This window comes from Microbulbifer flavimaris (assembly GCF_001641755.2).
GTDB classification, from domain to species: domain Bacteria; phylum Pseudomonadota; class Gammaproteobacteria; order Pseudomonadales; family Cellvibrionaceae; genus Microbulbifer; species Microbulbifer flavimaris.
In genome coordinates this window covers 119,610-137,047 of record NZ_LRFG02000004.1, presented here as the reverse complement: position 1 = coordinate 137,047, position 17,438 = coordinate 119,610, and the positions used below count along the sequence as shown (strand labels likewise).

At 58.3% G+C, this 17,438-nt stretch carries 12 protein-coding genes and 2 tRNA genes; all 14 read left to right on the top strand.

The features are described 5' to 3' along the window. Positions 1-195 precede the first annotated feature (195 nt). The 14 genes from AWR36_RS12020 (at position 196) to AWR36_RS11955 (ending at position 17,429) form a co-directional block, all read left to right on the top strand. A tRNA-Met gene (locus tag AWR36_RS12020) sits at positions 196-272 on the top strand. Positions 273-1,095: 823 nt separating this feature from the next. Next, on the top strand, positions 1,096-1,503 hold the full coding sequence (locus AWR36_RS12015; RefSeq protein WP_067085262.1) for a DUF6746 family protein: 408 nt from the start codon (positions 1,096-1,098) through the stop codon (positions 1,501-1,503). 514 nt (positions 1,504-2,017) lie between these two features. After that, positions 2,018-2,094 (top strand) — tRNA-Met (locus AWR36_RS12010). A gap of 167 nt (positions 2,095-2,261) precedes the next feature. Continuing rightward, positions 2,262-2,723 (top strand): ribosome maturation factor RimP, encoded by a 462-nt coding sequence (gene rimP, locus AWR36_RS12005; protein ID WP_067085260.1) that lies wholly within the window; start codon positions 2,262-2,264, stop codon positions 2,721-2,723. A gap of 59 nt (positions 2,724-2,782) precedes the next feature. After that, positions 2,783-4,285 carry a transcription termination factor NusA gene (nusA, locus tag AWR36_RS12000; protein ID WP_067085257.1) on the top strand — a complete coding sequence of 501 codons (1,503 nt, stop codon included), beginning with the start codon at positions 2,783-2,785 and terminating at the stop codon, positions 4,283-4,285. Between the two features lie 63 nt (positions 4,286-4,348). Beyond that, positions 4,349-7,102: a translation initiation factor IF-2 gene (gene infB / locus AWR36_RS11995; RefSeq protein ID WP_067085255.1), complete on the top strand. Its 2,754-nt coding sequence runs from the start codon at positions 4,349-4,351 to the stop codon at positions 7,100-7,102. Positions 7,103-7,176: 74 nt separating this feature from the next. Then, positions 7,177-7,575: a 30S ribosome-binding factor RbfA gene (gene rbfA, locus AWR36_RS11990; protein WP_067085253.1), complete on the top strand. Its 399-nt coding sequence runs from the start codon at positions 7,177-7,179 to the stop codon at positions 7,573-7,575. A 2-nt stretch (positions 7,576-7,577) separates the two neighbouring features. Then, positions 7,578-8,519: a tRNA pseudouridine(55) synthase TruB gene (gene truB / locus AWR36_RS11985; protein WP_067085251.1), complete on the top strand. Its 942-nt coding sequence runs from the start codon at positions 7,578-7,580 to the stop codon at positions 8,517-8,519. A gap of 363 nt (positions 8,520-8,882) precedes the next feature. Then, positions 8,883-9,152 (top strand): 30S ribosomal protein S15, encoded by a 270-nt coding sequence (gene rpsO / locus AWR36_RS11980; protein WP_067085249.1) that lies wholly within the window; start codon positions 8,883-8,885, stop codon positions 9,150-9,152. Positions 9,153-9,418: 266 nt separating this feature from the next. Beyond that, positions 9,419-11,539, top strand: coding sequence for a polyribonucleotide nucleotidyltransferase (pnp, locus tag AWR36_RS11975; RefSeq protein ID WP_067085247.1), 2,121 nt, complete (start codon positions 9,419-9,421; stop codon positions 11,537-11,539). A gap of 712 nt (positions 11,540-12,251) precedes the next feature. Further along, on the top strand, positions 12,252-15,290 hold the full coding sequence (locus AWR36_RS11970) for a TonB-dependent receptor (RefSeq protein WP_067085245.1): 3,039 nt from the start codon (positions 12,252-12,254) through the stop codon (positions 15,288-15,290). Between the two features lie 204 nt (positions 15,291-15,494). Further along, entirely contained in the window at positions 15,495-16,157 is a 663-nt protein-coding gene (locus tag AWR36_RS11965) for a hypothetical protein (protein ID WP_067085243.1), read from the top strand. Next, on the top strand, positions 16,144-16,560 hold the full coding sequence (locus AWR36_RS11960; RefSeq protein WP_067085242.1) for a GFA family protein: 417 nt from the start codon (positions 16,144-16,146) through the stop codon (positions 16,558-16,560). Before AWR36_RS11965 ends, AWR36_RS11960 begins: the two co-directional genes overlap by 14 nt. Continuing rightward, positions 16,557-17,429 carry a D-hexose-6-phosphate mutarotase gene (locus AWR36_RS11955; protein WP_067085240.1) on the top strand — a complete coding sequence of 291 codons (873 nt, stop codon included), beginning with the start codon at positions 16,557-16,559 and terminating at the stop codon, positions 17,427-17,429. Before AWR36_RS11960 ends, AWR36_RS11955 begins: the two co-directional genes overlap by 4 nt. Positions 17,430-17,438: the final 9 nt, after the last annotated feature.

Below are 17,438 nucleotides of genomic sequence, written 5' to 3'. Positions count from 1 at the left end.
TGCCTGATTGCATCCTCTCTTGCGAGCCGCGAGCCTTTATTAAGGCTGTTAGCGGCAACGAAATCGAGAGTCAGAAAAAAATGGAATGATGTCTGGACTTGGCGCAATCACATCCCTAGAATGCGCAGCCTCTTCGGCGCTAGTTCAACCAGCGCCAGTCAACGAAGCTGTACCAGGGCTCGTTGGCGGAGTTGATGCGGGGTGGAGCAGCCTGGTAGCTCGTCGGGCTCATAACCCGAAGGTCGTCGGTTCGAATCCGGCCCCCGCTACCAAATTCAAGTCCTACAGCTTCGTAGGCAGGGCCCGACAGGTCGGGCTCGCTTTTTACCTGGTTCCGGCGCAGCCGCTGAAGATCGTCGGTTCGAATCCGGCCCCCGCTACCAAATTCAAGACCTACAGCCTCGTAGGCAGGGCCCGACAGGTCGGGCTCGCTTTTTACCTGGTTCCGGCGCAGCCGCTGAAGGTCGTCGGTTCGAATCCGGCCCCGCGACCAAAGTATTCCGCCAGTGGCTCCAAGATGGATGTCCGACGACTCGGTCTCCCTCTTTACCTAGCCCTGGCGCGGCCGCGCGAACATCACTAGTTGGAATCCGGCTCACTCTGCCAAATTTAAGCCCCAGGGGTATCGCGCAACTAGTCGGCTAGTTAGCTTTTCTTTTACCACTGACCGTCACAGGCGAGCCTGCTGGCCAGCTGGGCTGGCCAAGACAGGCGAGCGATCCTTCCTCGGCTTATCCAAGTCCGGCTACCTGAGTACCTTTGGTCGGTTTTTGCAATTGCTCTCGGCATTGGGAGCGATAGTGGAAAGTGTTCGCCTGAAGGGCAGCGTGGATGCGCCGCTCGGTCAAAGCCTTGGCTGCATGTTCACCGCAAATATCACCAAACGTTTTTGAGCCTCGTCGATCGGGACGACTTTGTGACCCAAAAGCTTGTTGCTGAAAATGGGAGGCATTATCATCTCTGCATATTCGCTCCGCTTACCGGGGTGGAAGGGGCGGCGGGCGCTTGGGCGCTTTTATGAAGAGTGAAGAGTTGGTAACGACGCCATCCGCACAGGCTCAGGCATTTTTGTAAGCAGAAGTTGGAAACGTGCGAATGAATAAATTGGTGTTAGTGCTTCTTACCCTTGTTTTTGCGTTCACGGCGCCAGTGCAGGCGAGCGATGAGTCAAAGGAAGAGCCTATTCAGCACTACCAGGTGCCGGACGTGACCTCGATGGAGGATGCCGAGCGTATTTTTGTCGAGACCACAGCCGAGATGAAGAGCAAGAAAAAGCTCGATCAGGTGGAGCTGGAGCAAATCCATGTCGTCACCTATAGCCTGGAGAAAAGCGTTGCTTATTTTGCAGAGAACCTGAAGGGGGAGCGGCAGCAGTTGGCGAAAGAGCTGGCAGTAGTGGTTGAGGATATTCACTTGGCCTCTGAGAACAATCGTCATGAGGCGGCGAAAGCGCACCTGAGTAATTACTTCGAGCTGGCAGAGCGATTTGCTTCGGGATTTTAAGTGACCAGTTCGCGGATTGGCTAAGCGAGTAGGTCGTCAGAGCCGCCAGCACCACGCTGATTTGCTGTGGGCGAGGTCGAGATCGTGGCTAAAGGCAGCTGTCGCGCTGACTGACCGGAAAGTCGCCTTCACCTAAAGTTGACGTCATGGCCTGGTGCCCGCTGCTGCCAGGGGCCCGCTCCGAATAAGTGCCGCTGGCCTGCGCCCGTCCTGGGTGCAGTTTCCGTAGGTTGAAGGCTGTGACTCTGATGAGGAGGGCAGGTCTGGAGTGAGTGCAGTTCGCGGACGGATTGGGTTGGCCGGGCGAGTGGCAATGGGCGGAGTAATTCCCCCACTTGCAGCGCATGTTTACTCCTATAATAAGGGGCGGGCAAGGGGCCTCGATGTGTAATCAAATGCCAAACATGGCTTGACTCCATCGGTTCGGGCCCCTAGAATGCGCAGCCTCTTGAGTGGTTAGGCAACTGGCCACAGGGGAGCGAAGGCAACCAGGCTTCGCTTTTCAGAGAGTTGATGCGGGGTGGAGCAGCCTGGTAGCTCGTCGGGCTCATAACCCGAAGGTCGTAGGTTCAAATCCTGCCCCCGCTACCAAATTCTGCATCTGCGTACAGGCGCAGGTGCGCGTTAGAAGCCCCTGTTAGGGGCTTTTTCGTATCTGCAGGATACGGTTTCCGAATGGGCCGGAAGTAGGCGCCGCGGTTTGTCATTCGGACCGTGGTGCGGGCTTCCCAGCCCATTTTTTGTTTGTGGTGACGAAAATGACGAGCAAGCGCGAACAGCTGGAAGAACTCCTTGCGCCAGTAGTGGCCTCGCTGGGTTGCGAGCTGTGGGGCATTGAATATCAGACCCATGGGCGCAATGCGCTGCTGCGCATCTATATCGATGCCGAAGACGGCATCGCGGTAGAGGATTGCGAGAAGGTCAGCCGCCAGGCGAGTGCGGTACTGGATGTAGAAGATCCGATCAGTGGCAAGTACACCCTGGAGGTGTCTTCCCCGGGCATGGATCGTCCGCTGTATCGCCTGGATCAGTACCAGCGCTTTGTCGGTCACCAGATCGAAGTGCGTCTGCGCATGCCGCTGGAAGGGCAGCGCAAGTGGCGGGGCTTGCTCGCCGGTGTCGAGGGTGAGGAAATTGTCCTGCGCATCGACGACGAGAATGAATATCTGTTGCCCATCGACAGCATCGAGCGGGCCAACATTATTCCCCAGTTCAAGTAACAACCGGCGTAAGCGCGGTTGAAAGAGCTTTTAGTAGCGTTTTTGAAAGAGGCAGCTGCATGAACAAAGAGATCTTGCTGGTAGCCGAGGCGGTTTCCAACGAGAAGGGCGTTGACCAGGAAATTATTTTCCAGGCGATCGAGGCGGCTTTGGCAACAGCCACCAAGAAACGCTACGACGAGGACTCCACCATTGAGGTGATCATCGATCGCCGCAGCGGTGACTACGAGACCTACCGCAGCTGGGAAGTCGTGGATGACGATACCCTGGCAGAGCTGGGCACCCAGTTCACCCTCGAAGAGGCGCACGAGAAAGATACCGAGCTGAAAGCCGGTGATGTCTACCGTGAGCAGGTCGAGAATGTGGAGTTCGGTCGTATCGCCGCCCAGACCGCCAAGCAGGTCATCGTGCAGAAAGTACGCGAGGCCGAGCGCGCCAAGGTGGTCGAGGAATATCGCGACCGCGTTGGTGACCTGGTCAGCGGCACCGTCAAGAAGGTGACCCGCGACTTTATCGCCGTTGACCTGGGTAACAATGCCGAGGCACGACTGCCGCGCGATCAGCTGGTCGGCCGCGAGATTTTCCGCCTGGGCGACCGTGTCCGCGCCATCCTGCTGGAGATTCAGCCGGAAGCCCGCGGCCCGCAGCTGATGCTCAGCCGCTCCTGCCCGGAGATGCTGATCGAGCTGTTCCGCATTGAAGTGCCGGAAATTGCCGAAGAGGTTATCGAGATCAAGGGCGCGGCCCGCGATCCGGGTCTGCGCGCCAAGATCGCCGTGACCACCAACGATGGCCGTATCGACCCGGTTGGTGCCTGTGTGGGTATGCGCGGTGCGCGCGTGCAGGCGGTATCCAATGAGTTGTCCGGTGAGCGCGTTGATATCGTGCTGTGGGATGACAACCCGGCCCAGTTTGTAATCAACGCCATGGCGCCGGCGGAAATTGAGTCCATCGTGGTGGACGAAGATGCCGGTTCTATGGATGTGGCCGTCGCTGAAGAGAATCTCGCCATGGCCATTGGCCGCAGTGGCCAGAACGTACGCCTCGCGTCCGAGCTGACCCAGTGGCAGATCAACGTAATGAGTGTTGAGGAGTGGCAGTCCAAGCAGGAAGCCGAGTCCAGCACCGTTATGGAAACATTTATGGAGCGTCTCGACATCGATGAGGATGTCGCCGGCGTACTGGTTGACGAGGGCTTTACCACCCTCGAGGAAGTGGCCTACGTGCCGCTGGAAGAAATGCTGGGCATTGAGGGCTTCGACGAGGAAATCGCCGAGGAGCTCCGCGCCCGCGCCAAGGATGCCCTGCTGACGCAGGCGTTGGCTTCTGAGGAGCAGCTGGATGCCTCCGAGCCGCAGGAAGACCTGCTGAATATGGATGGGATGGATCGTCATCTGGCCTACCAGCTGGCCAGCCGTGGAATTGCTTCCATGGAAGACCTCGCCGAGCAGGCGGTAGACGACCTGCTGGATATCGACGGTTTGGACCAGGAACGTGCCGCTGCGCTGATTATGAAAGCGCGCGAGCCCTGGTTTGCCGACGATGCCGGCGAACAGGCGTAAGCGCAGAGATGCGCGAATGAAATAGATAAATCCCCTCCGACCAAGTGACTTTTAGGAGAGAGAATGGCCGAAGTAACAGTTAGTGAACTCGCCAAATCGGTTGGTGCCACCGAAGAACGTCTGCTGAAGCAGATGAAGGAAGCGGGTTTGCCCCATACCTCTGCAGATGCGGTGGTGTCGGACGAAGAGAAACAGGTCCTGCTCAACTTCCTGAAAAGCAGTCATGGGGAGAAGAGCGCCGCGCCGCGTAAGATCACCCTGAAGCGCAAGACCACCACCACGCTGAAAACCGGCTCTGGCACCGGCCGTAAAACTGTGAACGTGGAAGTGCGCAAGAAGCGGACTTACGTCAAGCGCCCCGAATCCGAGGCCGAGGAAGCGACACCCGAGCCTACCCAGGCAGAGCTGGATCGCGCCCTCGCCGAGCAGGCTGAGCTCGAGAAAGCCCGTGCCGAGCAGGCTGAAGCCGAGCGCGCCCGCGCCGAGGCCGAGGCCCAGGCTGCCCGCGAAGAGGCCGAAGCCGAGGCCAAAGCCGCGGCAGAGGCAGCCAAGCAGGTCGAGGAAGCTGCGGCACCTGAGGCGGAAGAGAAGCCGGAAGCAACCGCTGAAGCTGAAAAGCCCGCGGCGCCGGTACGCTCCACCTACGTCGATGACATCGAGGCCATGCGTATTGCCGCCATGGAGCGTCGCAAAAAGCAGGTCGCTGAAGAAGCCAAGGAGCTGGAAGAGAAGAAGGCTCGCCTGGAAGAAGAGCGCAAGCGCGCTGAGGAAGACCGAGAGGCCAAGGCGAAGAAGACTGCCGCTGAGAAGCCCTCCCTGCGCCGCAAGATGGAGACGGTTTCCGTCCCCACTGTAAAGGATGAGGATGAAGAGCCCCGCAAGCGTCGCGGACGCCGGGCGCCCAAGGGCGGCCCGAAGAAGTCCAGCAAGACCGCGCTCTACGATCAGGCGCTGGAAGCCTTCGAGAGTGATGAGGCAGAAAAACGCAGCACACGCTCCCTGTCCCGTCCTACGCTGAAAATCAAGAACACACACGGCTTCAAGAAGCCGACAGGAAAGCAGGTGTACGAAGTACAGATTGGCGAAACCATCACCGTAGGCGACCTGGCCAAGCAGTTGAACATGAAGGCCGGTGAGCTGATCAAGCGCCTGATGAAAATGGGCGAGATGGTCACCATCAACCAGTCCCTGGACCGCGATACCGCGACACTGATCGTCGAGGAGCTGGGCCACAAAGTGGTGATGCGCTCTGAGACCGAGCTGGAAGACGAGCTGGTCGCAGAAGTGGAGCAGCTTGAGGGCGAGCAGGTATCCCGTGCACCGGTAGTGACCGTGATGGGTCACGTCGACCACGGTAAGACGTCCCTGCTGGACTACATTCGCGAGACCAAGGTGGCCTCAGGCGAGGCCGGCGGCATCACCCAGCACATCGGTGCCTACCGGGTGAAGACCGGCCAGGGCGAAATCGCCTTCCTGGATACGCCCGGACACGCGGCGTTTACCGCCATGCGCGCCCGTGGTGCACAGGCGACCGACGTGGTGATCCTGGTAGTGGCCGCCGATGACGGCGTTATGCCGCAGACCGAAGAGGCTATTCAGCACTCCAAGGCCGCCGGCGTGCCGATGGTTGTCGCCATCAACAAGTGCGACAAGGAAGCGGCAGATCCGGATCGGGTCAAGAACGAGCTGGCGGCCAAGGACGTGATCCCGGAAGACTGGGGCGGTGACACCCAGTTCATCGAAGTGTCCGCGCATTCAGGTCAGGGCATCGACGAACTGCTGGAAGCGATCTCCCTGCAGGCCGAGATGCTCGAGCTGAAGGCCGAAGTGGGTGTGCCTGCACGCGGTGTGGTGATCGAATCCCGCCTGGAGAAAGGCCGCGGCGTTGTGGCAACCCTGCTGGTACAGAGCGGCGAGCTGAAGCGCGGCGATATCGTGCTGGCTGGCCAGAGCTACGGTCGCGTCCGAGCCATGACCAACGAACTTGGCCAGAGCGTCAAGCAGGCCGGTCCGTCAACCCCGGTCGAGCTGCTGGGTCTGGACGCCACGCCCAATGCTGGTGACGACTTTATGGTTGTGGCCGACGAGCGTAAGGCCCGTGAAGTGGCCGAGCAGCGCGCCGACAAAGAGCGCCGCGAGCGCATGCAGCGCCAACAGGCGGCCAAGCTGGAGAACATGTTTGCCGACATGGAAGCGGGCGAGCGCAAGGTGCTGCCGGTTGTCATCAAGGCAGACGTACGCGGTTCCCTGGAGGCCATCCTGTCTGCGCTGGCAGATATCGGCAACGAGGAAGTGTCGGTCAACGTGGTATCCAGTGGTGTCGGCGGCATTGCCGAAAACGACATCAACCTGGCCCTGACCTCCGGCGCCATCGTGATTGGCTTCAACACCCGTGCCGACGTAGCCGCACGCAAGCTGGCGGAAACCGAGAGCGTTGAGATCCGCTACTACAGCGTGATCTATAACCTGCTGGATGAAGTGAAGCAGGCGCTGTCTGGCATGCTGGAGCCGGAAGTCCGCGAGGAGATCGTCGGTATCGCCCAGGTGCGCGATGTATTCCGTTCACCGAAGTTCGGCGCCATCGCCGGCTGTATGGTGACCGAGGGCACCGTCTACCGGAACAAGCCGATTCGCGTCCTGCGCGACAACGTGGTGATCTACCAGGGCGAACTGGAATCCCTGCGTCGCTTCAAAGACGACGTACAGGAAGTTCGCAACGGTATGGAGTGTGGTATTGGCGTGAAGGACTACAACGACGTCAAGCCCGGTGACCAGATCGAGGTCTACGATATCGTCAAGGTTGCCCGCGAACTCTAAACTCGGGACAACAAGCGTCGCGCGGCGGCCCCGGCCCCGCGCGACTGCCAACCGCCATTGGAAATAGGTAAGAAATGGCAAGAGAATTCTTCCGTGCCGACCGCGTGGCAGACGCCATGCGTCGTGAGCTGGCCCAGGTGATCCAGAAAGAGGTCCGCGACCCGCGTCTGGGCATGGTCAACATCAATGATGTGGAAGTGAGTCGGGACCTGGCCTCCGCCAAGGTCTTTGTCACTTTTGTCGGTGAGGATGATCCTGCAAAGATCAAAGCCTCGATGGACGTGCTCAGCCGCGCGGCCGGCTTCCTGCGCAGTCACCTGGCTAAAGCCATCCAGATGCGCACCATCCCCCGCCTGCAGTTTCGTTACGACGAGACCTCCGTGCGCGGCCAGCAGTTGTCTGCTCTAATCGACAAGGCGGTCGAGTCTGATCGTTCCCACCATTCCAGCGACGACGGCGACGACAAAGAGTAATCATGGGCCGCAGACCTAAATGGGGCCGGCCGGTGAACGGGGTGCTGTTGCTGAATAAGCCCGCCGGTATCACTGCCAACGACGCCCTGCAAAAAGCCAAGCGACTGTTTTTCGCCAACCGCGCCGGTCATACCGGGGCGCTAGACCCACTCGCCACTGGTGTGTTGCCGATCTGTTTTGGTGAGGCGACCAAGTTTTCCCAGTATCTGCTGGATGCGGACAAGCGCTACAGGAGCACGTTCTGCTTCGGCATGGCTACCGACAGCGGTGACGCTGATGGCAATGTGATTGCCACCAGCGACGCCTCCGCCCTGACTGAAGAGGCTGTCCTCGAGGCCATGGCACAGTTCCGGGGCAAGATCAGCCAGGTTCCTTCCATGTATTCCGCCCTCAAGCACAAGGGCCAGCCGCTGTATAAGCTGGCGCGCCAGGGGATCGAGGTGGAGCGCGAGGCCCGGGAAGTGGAGATCTTCGAGTACGAGCTGCTGAGCTTTACACCGGGTCGGCAGCCGCGGGCCGAGGTGGAGATTCACTGTACCAAGGGCACTTATGTGCGCAGCCTGGCGGAGGATCTTGGTGCTGCGCTGGAGGTTGGCGCCTATGTAGAGAAGCTCCACCGCAGTGCCGCCGGTCCCTTTGAAGAAAAAGATGCCGTAACCCTGGACGAGCTCACCGAAGAGCGCGGCGAAGACCGGGCGGAAGTGCTGGATCACCACCTGCTTCCGGTGGATTCCCCCGCCTCCGGCCTCCCCAAACTGACCCTGCCGGATGACTCCGGCTACTATGTGCGCCAGGGGCAGCCGGTGATGGATTTGCAGGTCTACCGTATCGGCCAAGAAGGTGATATGGTGCGCCTCTTCCTGGAAAGTGGTGAATTTCTAGGCGTAGGAGAGATTACTGACGACGGGCGGGTCGCCCCCCGGCGTCTGGTAAGCAACAGTTGAATGACTTTTTGGTCAATTGATGTTGATCGAAGGGAGGCGGCATACGGATGTGTCGCTCGCCGGCAAGTGCCGGCGCGAGCCCGCTCGGGGCAAGCAGATCCGCGTATCTGCGCCGCCCCGGGCAGGGCGACGATTTAAATCCGCCTGGAGGGCGGCTGTTATGGATTGTTGGAAAAGGCGTTCCCTGCCTTTACCAACCCGCAATTTCGGCACATGTCCGAAATTGCTCCGCGCACCTTGCACCATTTGTGTGATGCGAGGTGCGTCCCGGCCGTCCTCGGCCGGGGAAAAAGCGTTAGCTGGTCTGTAAATATGCACGGGCCAGCCGAATCTTCAAAGCATATTACGACGAGGTAATTCGTTATGGCACTGACTGCAAATGAAAAAGCAGCCATCCTCAAAGAGCACGGCCAGTCTGAAGGCGATACCGGTTCTCCGGAAGTCCAGGTAGCCCTGCTGACTGCCAACATCAACAAGCTGCAGAGCCACTTCTCTGCACACAAGCAGGATCACCACTCCCGTCGTGGCCTGATCCGCATGGTAAACCAGCGTCGCAAGCTGCTGGACTACCTGAAGAAAAAGGATCTGAACCGTTACGCACAGCTGATCGCCAAGCTCGGCCTGCGTCGCTAAGACTCCTGAATGCCCGCCTCTGGCGGGCATTCTTCTAATTGCAGCCTGGAAAGTGATGGGCTCGCTGCCACGGATGATGGGAACAGAAGTCGGGCAGCGGCCAGCGTTATCAAGTCTTTCCAGGCGCATTACCGGCTTCGGCCGGTAAAGGCGTTTCGGCGCCGCCCTCAGGTTCGTTGATCGTACAGAAGTAGAAACGCACCTGCGGGAACACTGTAGGGGTTACTGGAATGGGCCAGTAACCGTGAGGAAATAGGAAAATACTAGTGAATCCAGTAAGCAAAACTTTCCAGTACGGAAATCAGCAAGTCACCATCGAAACTGGCCGCGTTGCGCGCCAGGCTACCGGTGCGGCGCTGGTAACCATGGGCGAAACCGTGGTGCTGTGTACCGTTGTAGGCGCCAAAGAAGCCAAGCCTGATCAGAGCTTCTTCCCGCTGTCCGTGCATTATCAGGAAAAGGCCTATGCGGCCGGCAAAATTCCCGGTGGCTTCTTCAAGCGTGAAGGCCGCCCGTCTGAAAAAGAAACCCTGACTTCCCGTCTGATCGACCGTCCGATCCGTCCGCTGTTCCCGAACGGTTTCATGAACGAAGTCCAGGTGATGATTACCGTACTGTCCGCAGAGAAAGACGTGGATCCGGATATCGCCGGCATGATCGGCACCTCCGCGGCTCTGTCTGTATCCGGTATCCCGTTCGGCGGCCCGATCGGTGCTGCACGTGTGGGTTACACCCAGGAAGACGGCTACCTGCTGAACCCGACTTACAGCGCGCTGAAGACTTCCGAGCTGGACATGGTCGTTGCCGGTACCAAAGACGCCGTTCTGATGGTGGAATCCGAAGCTAAAGAGCTGCCGGAAGACATCATGCTGGGCGCGGTACTGTTTGCTCACCAGGAAATGCAGGCGGTTGTAAAAGTCTGTGAAGAGCTGAAGGCCGAAGCGGGCAAGCCCACTTGGGACTGGCAGCCGGAAGCGGTGAACGAAGAGCTGAAGTCCGCCCTGGAAAGCCAGTTCGGCGCCAAGGTAGCTGAAGCCTACAAAATCACCGACAAGCAGCAGCGCACCACTCGCCTGAGCGAGCTGCGCAACGAAGCCGCTGAAGCGCTGGCTACCGATGAAGTGGACGAAAGTACCGTCAAGAGCTACTTCGGCAAGCTGGAGAAGAAGACCGTTCGTGGTGCTGTAGTACGTGGCGAGCCGCGTATCGATGGCCGTGACACCAAGACTGTGCGCCCGATCAGCGTAGAAGTTGGTGTACTGCCGAAAGGCCACGGGTCCGCGCTGTTTACCCGTGGTGAAACCCAGGCACTGGTCGTTTCCACCCTCGGTGCGACCCGCGATGCGCAGATCATCGACGCCTTGGAAGGTGAGCGTAAAGACTACTTCATGCTGCACTACAACTTCCCTCCCTACTCAGTAGGTGAGGCGGGTCGTGTCGGCGCTACCGGCCGTCGTGAAATCGGCCACGGCCGTCTGGCCCGTCGTGGTATCGCTGCAGTACTGCCGGATCCGGAGAGCTTCCCGTACACCCTGCGTGTGGTTTCCGAGATCACTGAATCCAACGGTTCCAGCTCCATGGCTTCCGTGTGTGGTTCCAGCCTGGCACTGATGGACGCCGGTGTGCCGCTGAAGGCGCCCGTTGCTGGTATCGCCATGGGCCTGGTGAAAGAAGATGACGGCTATGCAGTTCTGACCGACATCCTCGGTGACGAGGACCACCTCGGCGACATGGACTTCAAAGTAGCCGGTACCGCCTCTGGTGTAACCGCGCTGCAGATGGACATCAAGATCGAAGGTATCACCGAAGAGATCATGGAAACCGCTCTGGAGCAGGCCCTGCACGCGCGTCTGCATATCCTGGCGGAAATGAACAAGGTGATCGGCGAGTCCCGTGCCACTGTGAACGAGAACGCACCACGCTACGCGACCCTGAAGATCCATCCGGACAAGATCCGCGACGTGATCGGCAAGGGTGGTGCCACCATCCGTTCCATCACCGAGGAAACCGGTGCCTCCATCGATATTGAAGACGATGGCAGTGTGAAAGTCTTCGGTGAAGACGGTGAGAGCCTGGAAGCGGCGGTTACCCGCATCGAGGAAATCACCGCGGAAGCCGAGATCGGCGCCATCTACGAGGGTACCGTGGTACGTATCGTTGACTTCGGTGCGTTCGTGAACTTCCTGCCGGGCAAAGATGGCCTCGTGCACATCTCCCAGATCGCGGAAGAGCGCGTAAACGCGGTGACCGACTACCTGAGCGAAGGCCAGAAGGTATTCGTAAAGGTACTGGACGTCGACCAGCGTGGCCGCATCAAGCTCTCCATCAAGGAAGCGAAGGCGGATCAGGCTGAGCAGGCAGAAGAGCAGTCCTCAGGCGAGGAATAACCGCTCCGCTGGCCTGAACAGGCAGCTCTGACTGCCCGAAGCCAAAAAAGCCCGGCACAGCCGGGCTTTTTTGTGCCCACTGGAAAGATCCCTGGTGCGCTTGCTTCTGATAACACTGCCTCAGTGCTGCGCAGTGAGGGAAAACACCAGTAATCGCATAAATTATTCGTCCTGACTCTTTATGGGGCATTAATTTAAAGGAATACTGCGCCTGCACCGCGCTGGCGCGAAGTTTAAATGTGCAAAAAGAGTGAAAATTAGTCGCTAGATTGCGCGTTTGTACCAATTATTATTCAGGCTTGGCGTCGGCCGTGACAAAGTTATCCGCAAGCTTCGTCACATTCGCCGCTACAAATCCTTACACAATTTGTCCGAAATTAACCTTTCGCTTATTTATTGATCTGCCAGTCCTGACAATGTTGTCATTCGGTAATATTTTTCTGAAATTTTTATGATCTAGCTCTCGCCGCGTGGGAATTTTTTTCGCACAATGCTGGCGAGGAATAAGATATTCCTTCGAAAAATAAGCCAGCACATAAAGTATTTAGCTTGTGGTGACAGAACCTGAACTTGGGGTACAGGTTTATCGGTGTGGCGGGGGCCACTAAAGCTCAGGCAAATACAGAGCATCCGGCAGCTGGGCCGAAAATTCAGGGGCGAGAGGTTTTCGCCCCAGCAGTATAAATACAACAACTGTCTGGGAGACTTTCTCATGTTCCAAAAAAATAAGCTGAGTAGCTCAGTTGCCGGTGTGGGTTCCCTCACCCGCGCAGCTGTCGTTGCTGCAGGCACACTTTTCTCTGCAGCCGTTATGGCGCAGCAATCCGGTAGCATCGAGGGTAAGGTATTTCTCGATGCCGGCGTCGAAGCTGCCGGTGTAACCGTCAAGGCCACCAGCCCGGTGATGCCCCGTGGCCGAACCGCTACCACTGGTGAGGATGGCGAATTTAAGCTTCCGGCTCTGATTCCCGGTACTTATACGCTGGAATTCTCCACTGAGGATGGTATTACCCGCTCCGTAACTGCCCGTGTACTCCTGGACCAGAAGTCTAATGTCAGTGTGGTCATGGTGCCGGAGGCAGATGCCAATAGCTTGGAAGAGATTGAAGTAACCGGCCAGCAGATCGTGGTGGGAGGCGAAGCGAGTCTGTCCAATGCCTTGGGCTCTGACGTGGTCGACGGCGTGCCGATCGGCACTAACTACCGCGATATGATGAAGCTGATCCCGGGCGTGCAGTACACCGAAAATGCGGTACGCGGTGCCAACGCCGGTGGTTCTGGTCAAGACAACACTTACGCCTTTGATGGTGTGAATATCACACTGCCGATGTTCGGTACACTGTCCGCCGAGCCGTCTAGCCACGATATCGAGATGGTGACTGTAGATCGTGGCGGTTCCAACGCCATCGGTTTTAATCGCTCCGGCGGTTTCTCAGTGGATTCCAAGTCAAAGTCAGGTACCAATGAGTTCCATGCCGGCTTTGAACACAAGATGATGCCGAAGGATTTTGTCGGTGAGAATAATGATGGGGTCGAGTACGAGCTGAACCAGAGCTGGACCACTATGTACGCTAGCGGCCCGCTGATTGAGGACCAGCTGTTCTTCTATGGTTCTTACTATGGCCCGCGGTCTGACCGTGATAACAAGGCCACCGCGTATGGCGATGTTAAGGATTTTACCAGTGAGCGTGATGAGTACTTCGGCAAGCTGACATGGGCCGCTACTGACGATATCCTGCTGAATGGTAGCTTCCGTACTTCTGAGCGGATCGACGAAGGTGCCTCAATCGGCGCCAATGAGGCGGATTCCGTCTCACTGGGTAGCAAGTCCACAATGGAGGTGATCACTCTGGACGGCTCCTGGGTGATTAATGACAGCACTACCTTCACCGCCCAGCTGACCAGCTATGCGCAGGAGGGTGCCGATCAGCCGGACCGCCTGCTGGGAGTACAACCTGACCTTGCTGCCGGCCTGGATACCAACAATCTGGCAGACATGGGTTATCTCAGTGTCCCGGTACCGACCGGCGACAACCCCGATTTTGATGCATTCGTGCAGCCGATCATCAATCAGTACGGCTACATTAACGATGCCGGTGACGTCATGGGCGGCGGCGGCGTTGGTGCCTACAGCAGCATCTGGGAGCAGAACTTCTATCGCAAGAGCTTCGAGATGGCCCTGGACCACAATCTGGAGTGGGGCAGCACCAGCCATGAGATTCACGTTGGTTTCCAGTGGAATGAGGGTGAGGAAGAGCTGACTGCGCTATCCAACGGCTGGGGCTCCATTCGCGTCCTGGGCGGTCTGGAGACCATCGATTCCCTCGGCGTCGACCCGACAACAGTTGTGGGTGATGCCGACCCAATGTCTCCGGTTTACTACAGTGCTTCCATTCAGCAGATGAGTCTGGGCATTGATGGTGCGCCGGTCTCCCCGATCAACTCTTTCACCGAGAATTACAACTTCGAGGTGAATGACAAGATCGACTGGAACGACTTCACCTTCAATGTTGGCTTCCTGATCAGTGAGGACATCCTCTACGGTGAGGGGCTGCGCGAGGCAAACAACTTCTCCGGCTTTGTCGAAGACGCAGGTAACAAGTACGAGATGTATCGCGTCGATTGGAAGGACATGATCCAGCCCCGCCTGGGTGTGACCTATCGATACAACGACGCGGAAGACACTGTGTTCCTGAACTATGGCCACTACAACCCGTCCGTCAGCTCCCTGGCCCGCGCGGCTTCCTGGGCGCGTAACAGCCGCCGCTCCCTGAGCGTGTACTTCGACGAGAACGGTGACTTCCTGGCCTACAACCCGGCTTCCGGTTCCAGCGGCAAGGTGTTTGAAAAAGACATGGACCCGCGCCTGATGGAAGAACTTACGCTGGGTACTACGCGCAATGTGATGGAAGGTCTGAACATTCGTGCTCACGTGCGTTACCGCGAGAACGACAATTACTGGGAAGACACGCCCTACTACACACCGTCTGGATGGTACTTCAATCAGCCTGAACGTATCCCGGCTGATGTCGCTGCCGAGGAGTTCTATGCCTACTCTGCAGATGAGATGGCCAAGATTCGCGAAGAGTTGCCGTCCACCTCTTCCTACGTGATCGCTCAGATCGACGGCGCTTATACCAAGTACTGGGAAGCGAGCCTGGAAGCTGAGTGGGTTGGTGATCGCACTTACCTGAACGCGTCATACGTCCGTAGCCGTTACTCCGGTAACTTTGACCAGGACAACACCAGCTCTTATAGCAACGATGCATCATTATTCGTGGGCTCCTCCAGCCTGATGGACTGGGAAACCCTGAATATCTGGGATAATCGCGAAGGTACCCTGACCGGTGACCGTCCTCATATCTTTAAGGCGTTCGGTTATTACACCACTGACTGGAATGCCAACGTAGGTGCCTATTTGCTTTACCAGTCTGGCCACGCTTGGCAGGTAATGGATGGTACCGTCTATGGCTATGAGCCGGCCTGGTGGAACGATAGTGGTGCCTACGGCGAGAAGGCTGGTAGTCGCCGTACTCCGAGCCACTGGCAGTTGGACCTGAACTACACCCAGAACTTCCAGGTGTTTGGTGATTACACCCTGAAAGTGCGTGCGGATCTGTTCAATGTGTTCGACCGGCAGACCGGTTACGATCCGCAGCAAAAACTGCGTGGTCGGTTCTATGACTTCGGTGAATACCGCCGCTACTACAACTCCCGTCGCCTGCAGCTGTCCTTCGGCGTCGACTTCTAACCAGAGATGCCCCGCTCTGCGGGGCATCGGTTAGCTCTTGATCGGCAGGTTTTTAATCTGCCTCCCAACAGAATGCTCCGGTTCACCGGGGCATTTCTATTTTTACTCCTCTTGCCCGGCCGATTTACGTGGCTGTGACCTCCAGTTCACATCAGTTATCATCGAGACCATTCGAATAAGAACCGGTCTTGATGGAGGTCGCCCTTGGGTAGCAGTTACTGGCTGGCAGAGGTTCTGCTGGCACTGGCGGCGTTGCTGGTCGCTAACCAATACTGGTATCTGGCCCGGGAGCGTTCCCAGTCTCCCGCGCTGTTGGTGGTGGCCGGCTGCCTCGCGCTGGCCCTGGCGGCGTTTGTGGGTGCTTATCGCTACGGTGTCGACCCTCAGGTGACGGAGTTGCACCGGGCCCTGTCCCGCCTGTCCGGCTTCCTGACTTTCTCCAGTATTGGTTTGGCGCTGTTGTGGGTTTACTTCGCGCCCGCAATGGGCCGCCAGAGCCGTGCGCCGGCGTATGTGGCGCTGGTGCTGTTAACTGGCTCTGCGTTGGGGGCCATGGAGTCCGGGCTTATTCCTGCTGGTTCCGTGAGCTCGCTCTGGTCCAGTATCGGCCTTGCCGGGTGGCTCGCGGTGGCCTTGCTGGCGCGTTTGCGCGGGCACCGGCTGAGTCGGGGTGAAGCACTGCTGCTCGCCGCTGGTCCGGTACTGGTGATTGTCGCTTCCACCATTATTGGCACAGGGCCTTCCAGGCTGCTGGGGCTTGCGCGCATGAACTGGTTTCACTTGTTGCTGGCGCTCGGCGTAATGACGCTGCTCTGGGGGCGGCCACTGTTTGAAATCGCTGATAGGAAGTCCCATGAGTCGAAGTGAGTGGTCGCTGCAGGGCGGGTGTCACTGCGGTGCCGTGCGCTTCCGCGCAACCGTGGTGACCGGTGTCGGCGAAACCCCCGTGGCCCATGAGTGCAATTGCTCCATGTGCCAGATGGTGGGATTTCAGCATCTGATTGTTGCTGCGGAGCATTTTGACTTGCTCAGAGGCAATGAAAATTTGCACTGTTACACCTTCAACACCGGCGTGGCCAAGCACTACTTCTGTCGCCACTGTGGTGTGAAGTCTTTCTATGTGCCGCGTTCGAATCCTGATGGTTTCAGTATCAACCTGCGCTGTCTGGATAAGGTGCCAGAGGGCACGCGGCTGGAACCGTTTGACGGGCAGCACTGGGAGGCCAATGCAGGCGCCCTGGCGCATTTGAGTAAGGTAGGGAAGAAATGACTGAAGCCGCAAGCCGTGAGGCGATCCAGCGTGTGGATAGCGGGGAACAATACGGAAAGCCCGGATTACCACTGTACGTGGTGGAGACCCCGCTCTGCCGTGCCGTGATCGCGGAGCAGGGCGCTCAGCTGCTGGAGTTTCAGGGCAAAGGCAAGGAGCCGCTGCTCTGGCTCAGCCCGCGTGCGGGCTTTGAGCGTGGCAAGGCAGTTCGCGGCGGCATTCCGCTGTGCCTGCCCTGGTTTGGTATCCATCCGGATAAAGACAAGCCCAAGCACGGCCTGGTCCGCAGCCGCCCCTGGAGCTTGGACAGCGCCGAAATTCTGGCGGACGGCGAAGTGCAGTTGGTGTTCACTTACCGCCACGATGCCGATGCCCTGTTCGATTCTGATTTTCTCTGCCGCTATACCATGACGCTTGGTGAAACCCTTGGCCTCGAGCTGGAGCTGCAGAATACGGGCGCAGACAGCGCAAAGTTCAGCTGGGCCTGGCATACCTATTTTGCTGTCGAGGATGTGGCATCCGTCCACGTACTGGGCCTGGAGGGGCAGGGTTACCTCGATAACACCCGCGGCCTCACCAGGGCCAGGTTAGAGGGTGCGCTGGCTTTCCCGGGAGAGGTGGACCGGGTATTCGAAAGCGCGCCCGATCGGCAACGTATCCAGCTACCGAGCCCGATCACGACCGCCAGCGAGGGCTGCGATACGGTGATTACTTGGAACCCCGGTGCGGAACTGGCTGCGACCTTGCCTGATGTGGGGGACCACTATCGCGGCTTTGTCTGTGTTGAGCACGGCAATGCCTTTGCGGACAGCTGGAATCTCGCTCCGGGTGAAAGCCGTTCCGCCAAGCTGGCATTTAGCCAAGAGTAACCACCCACT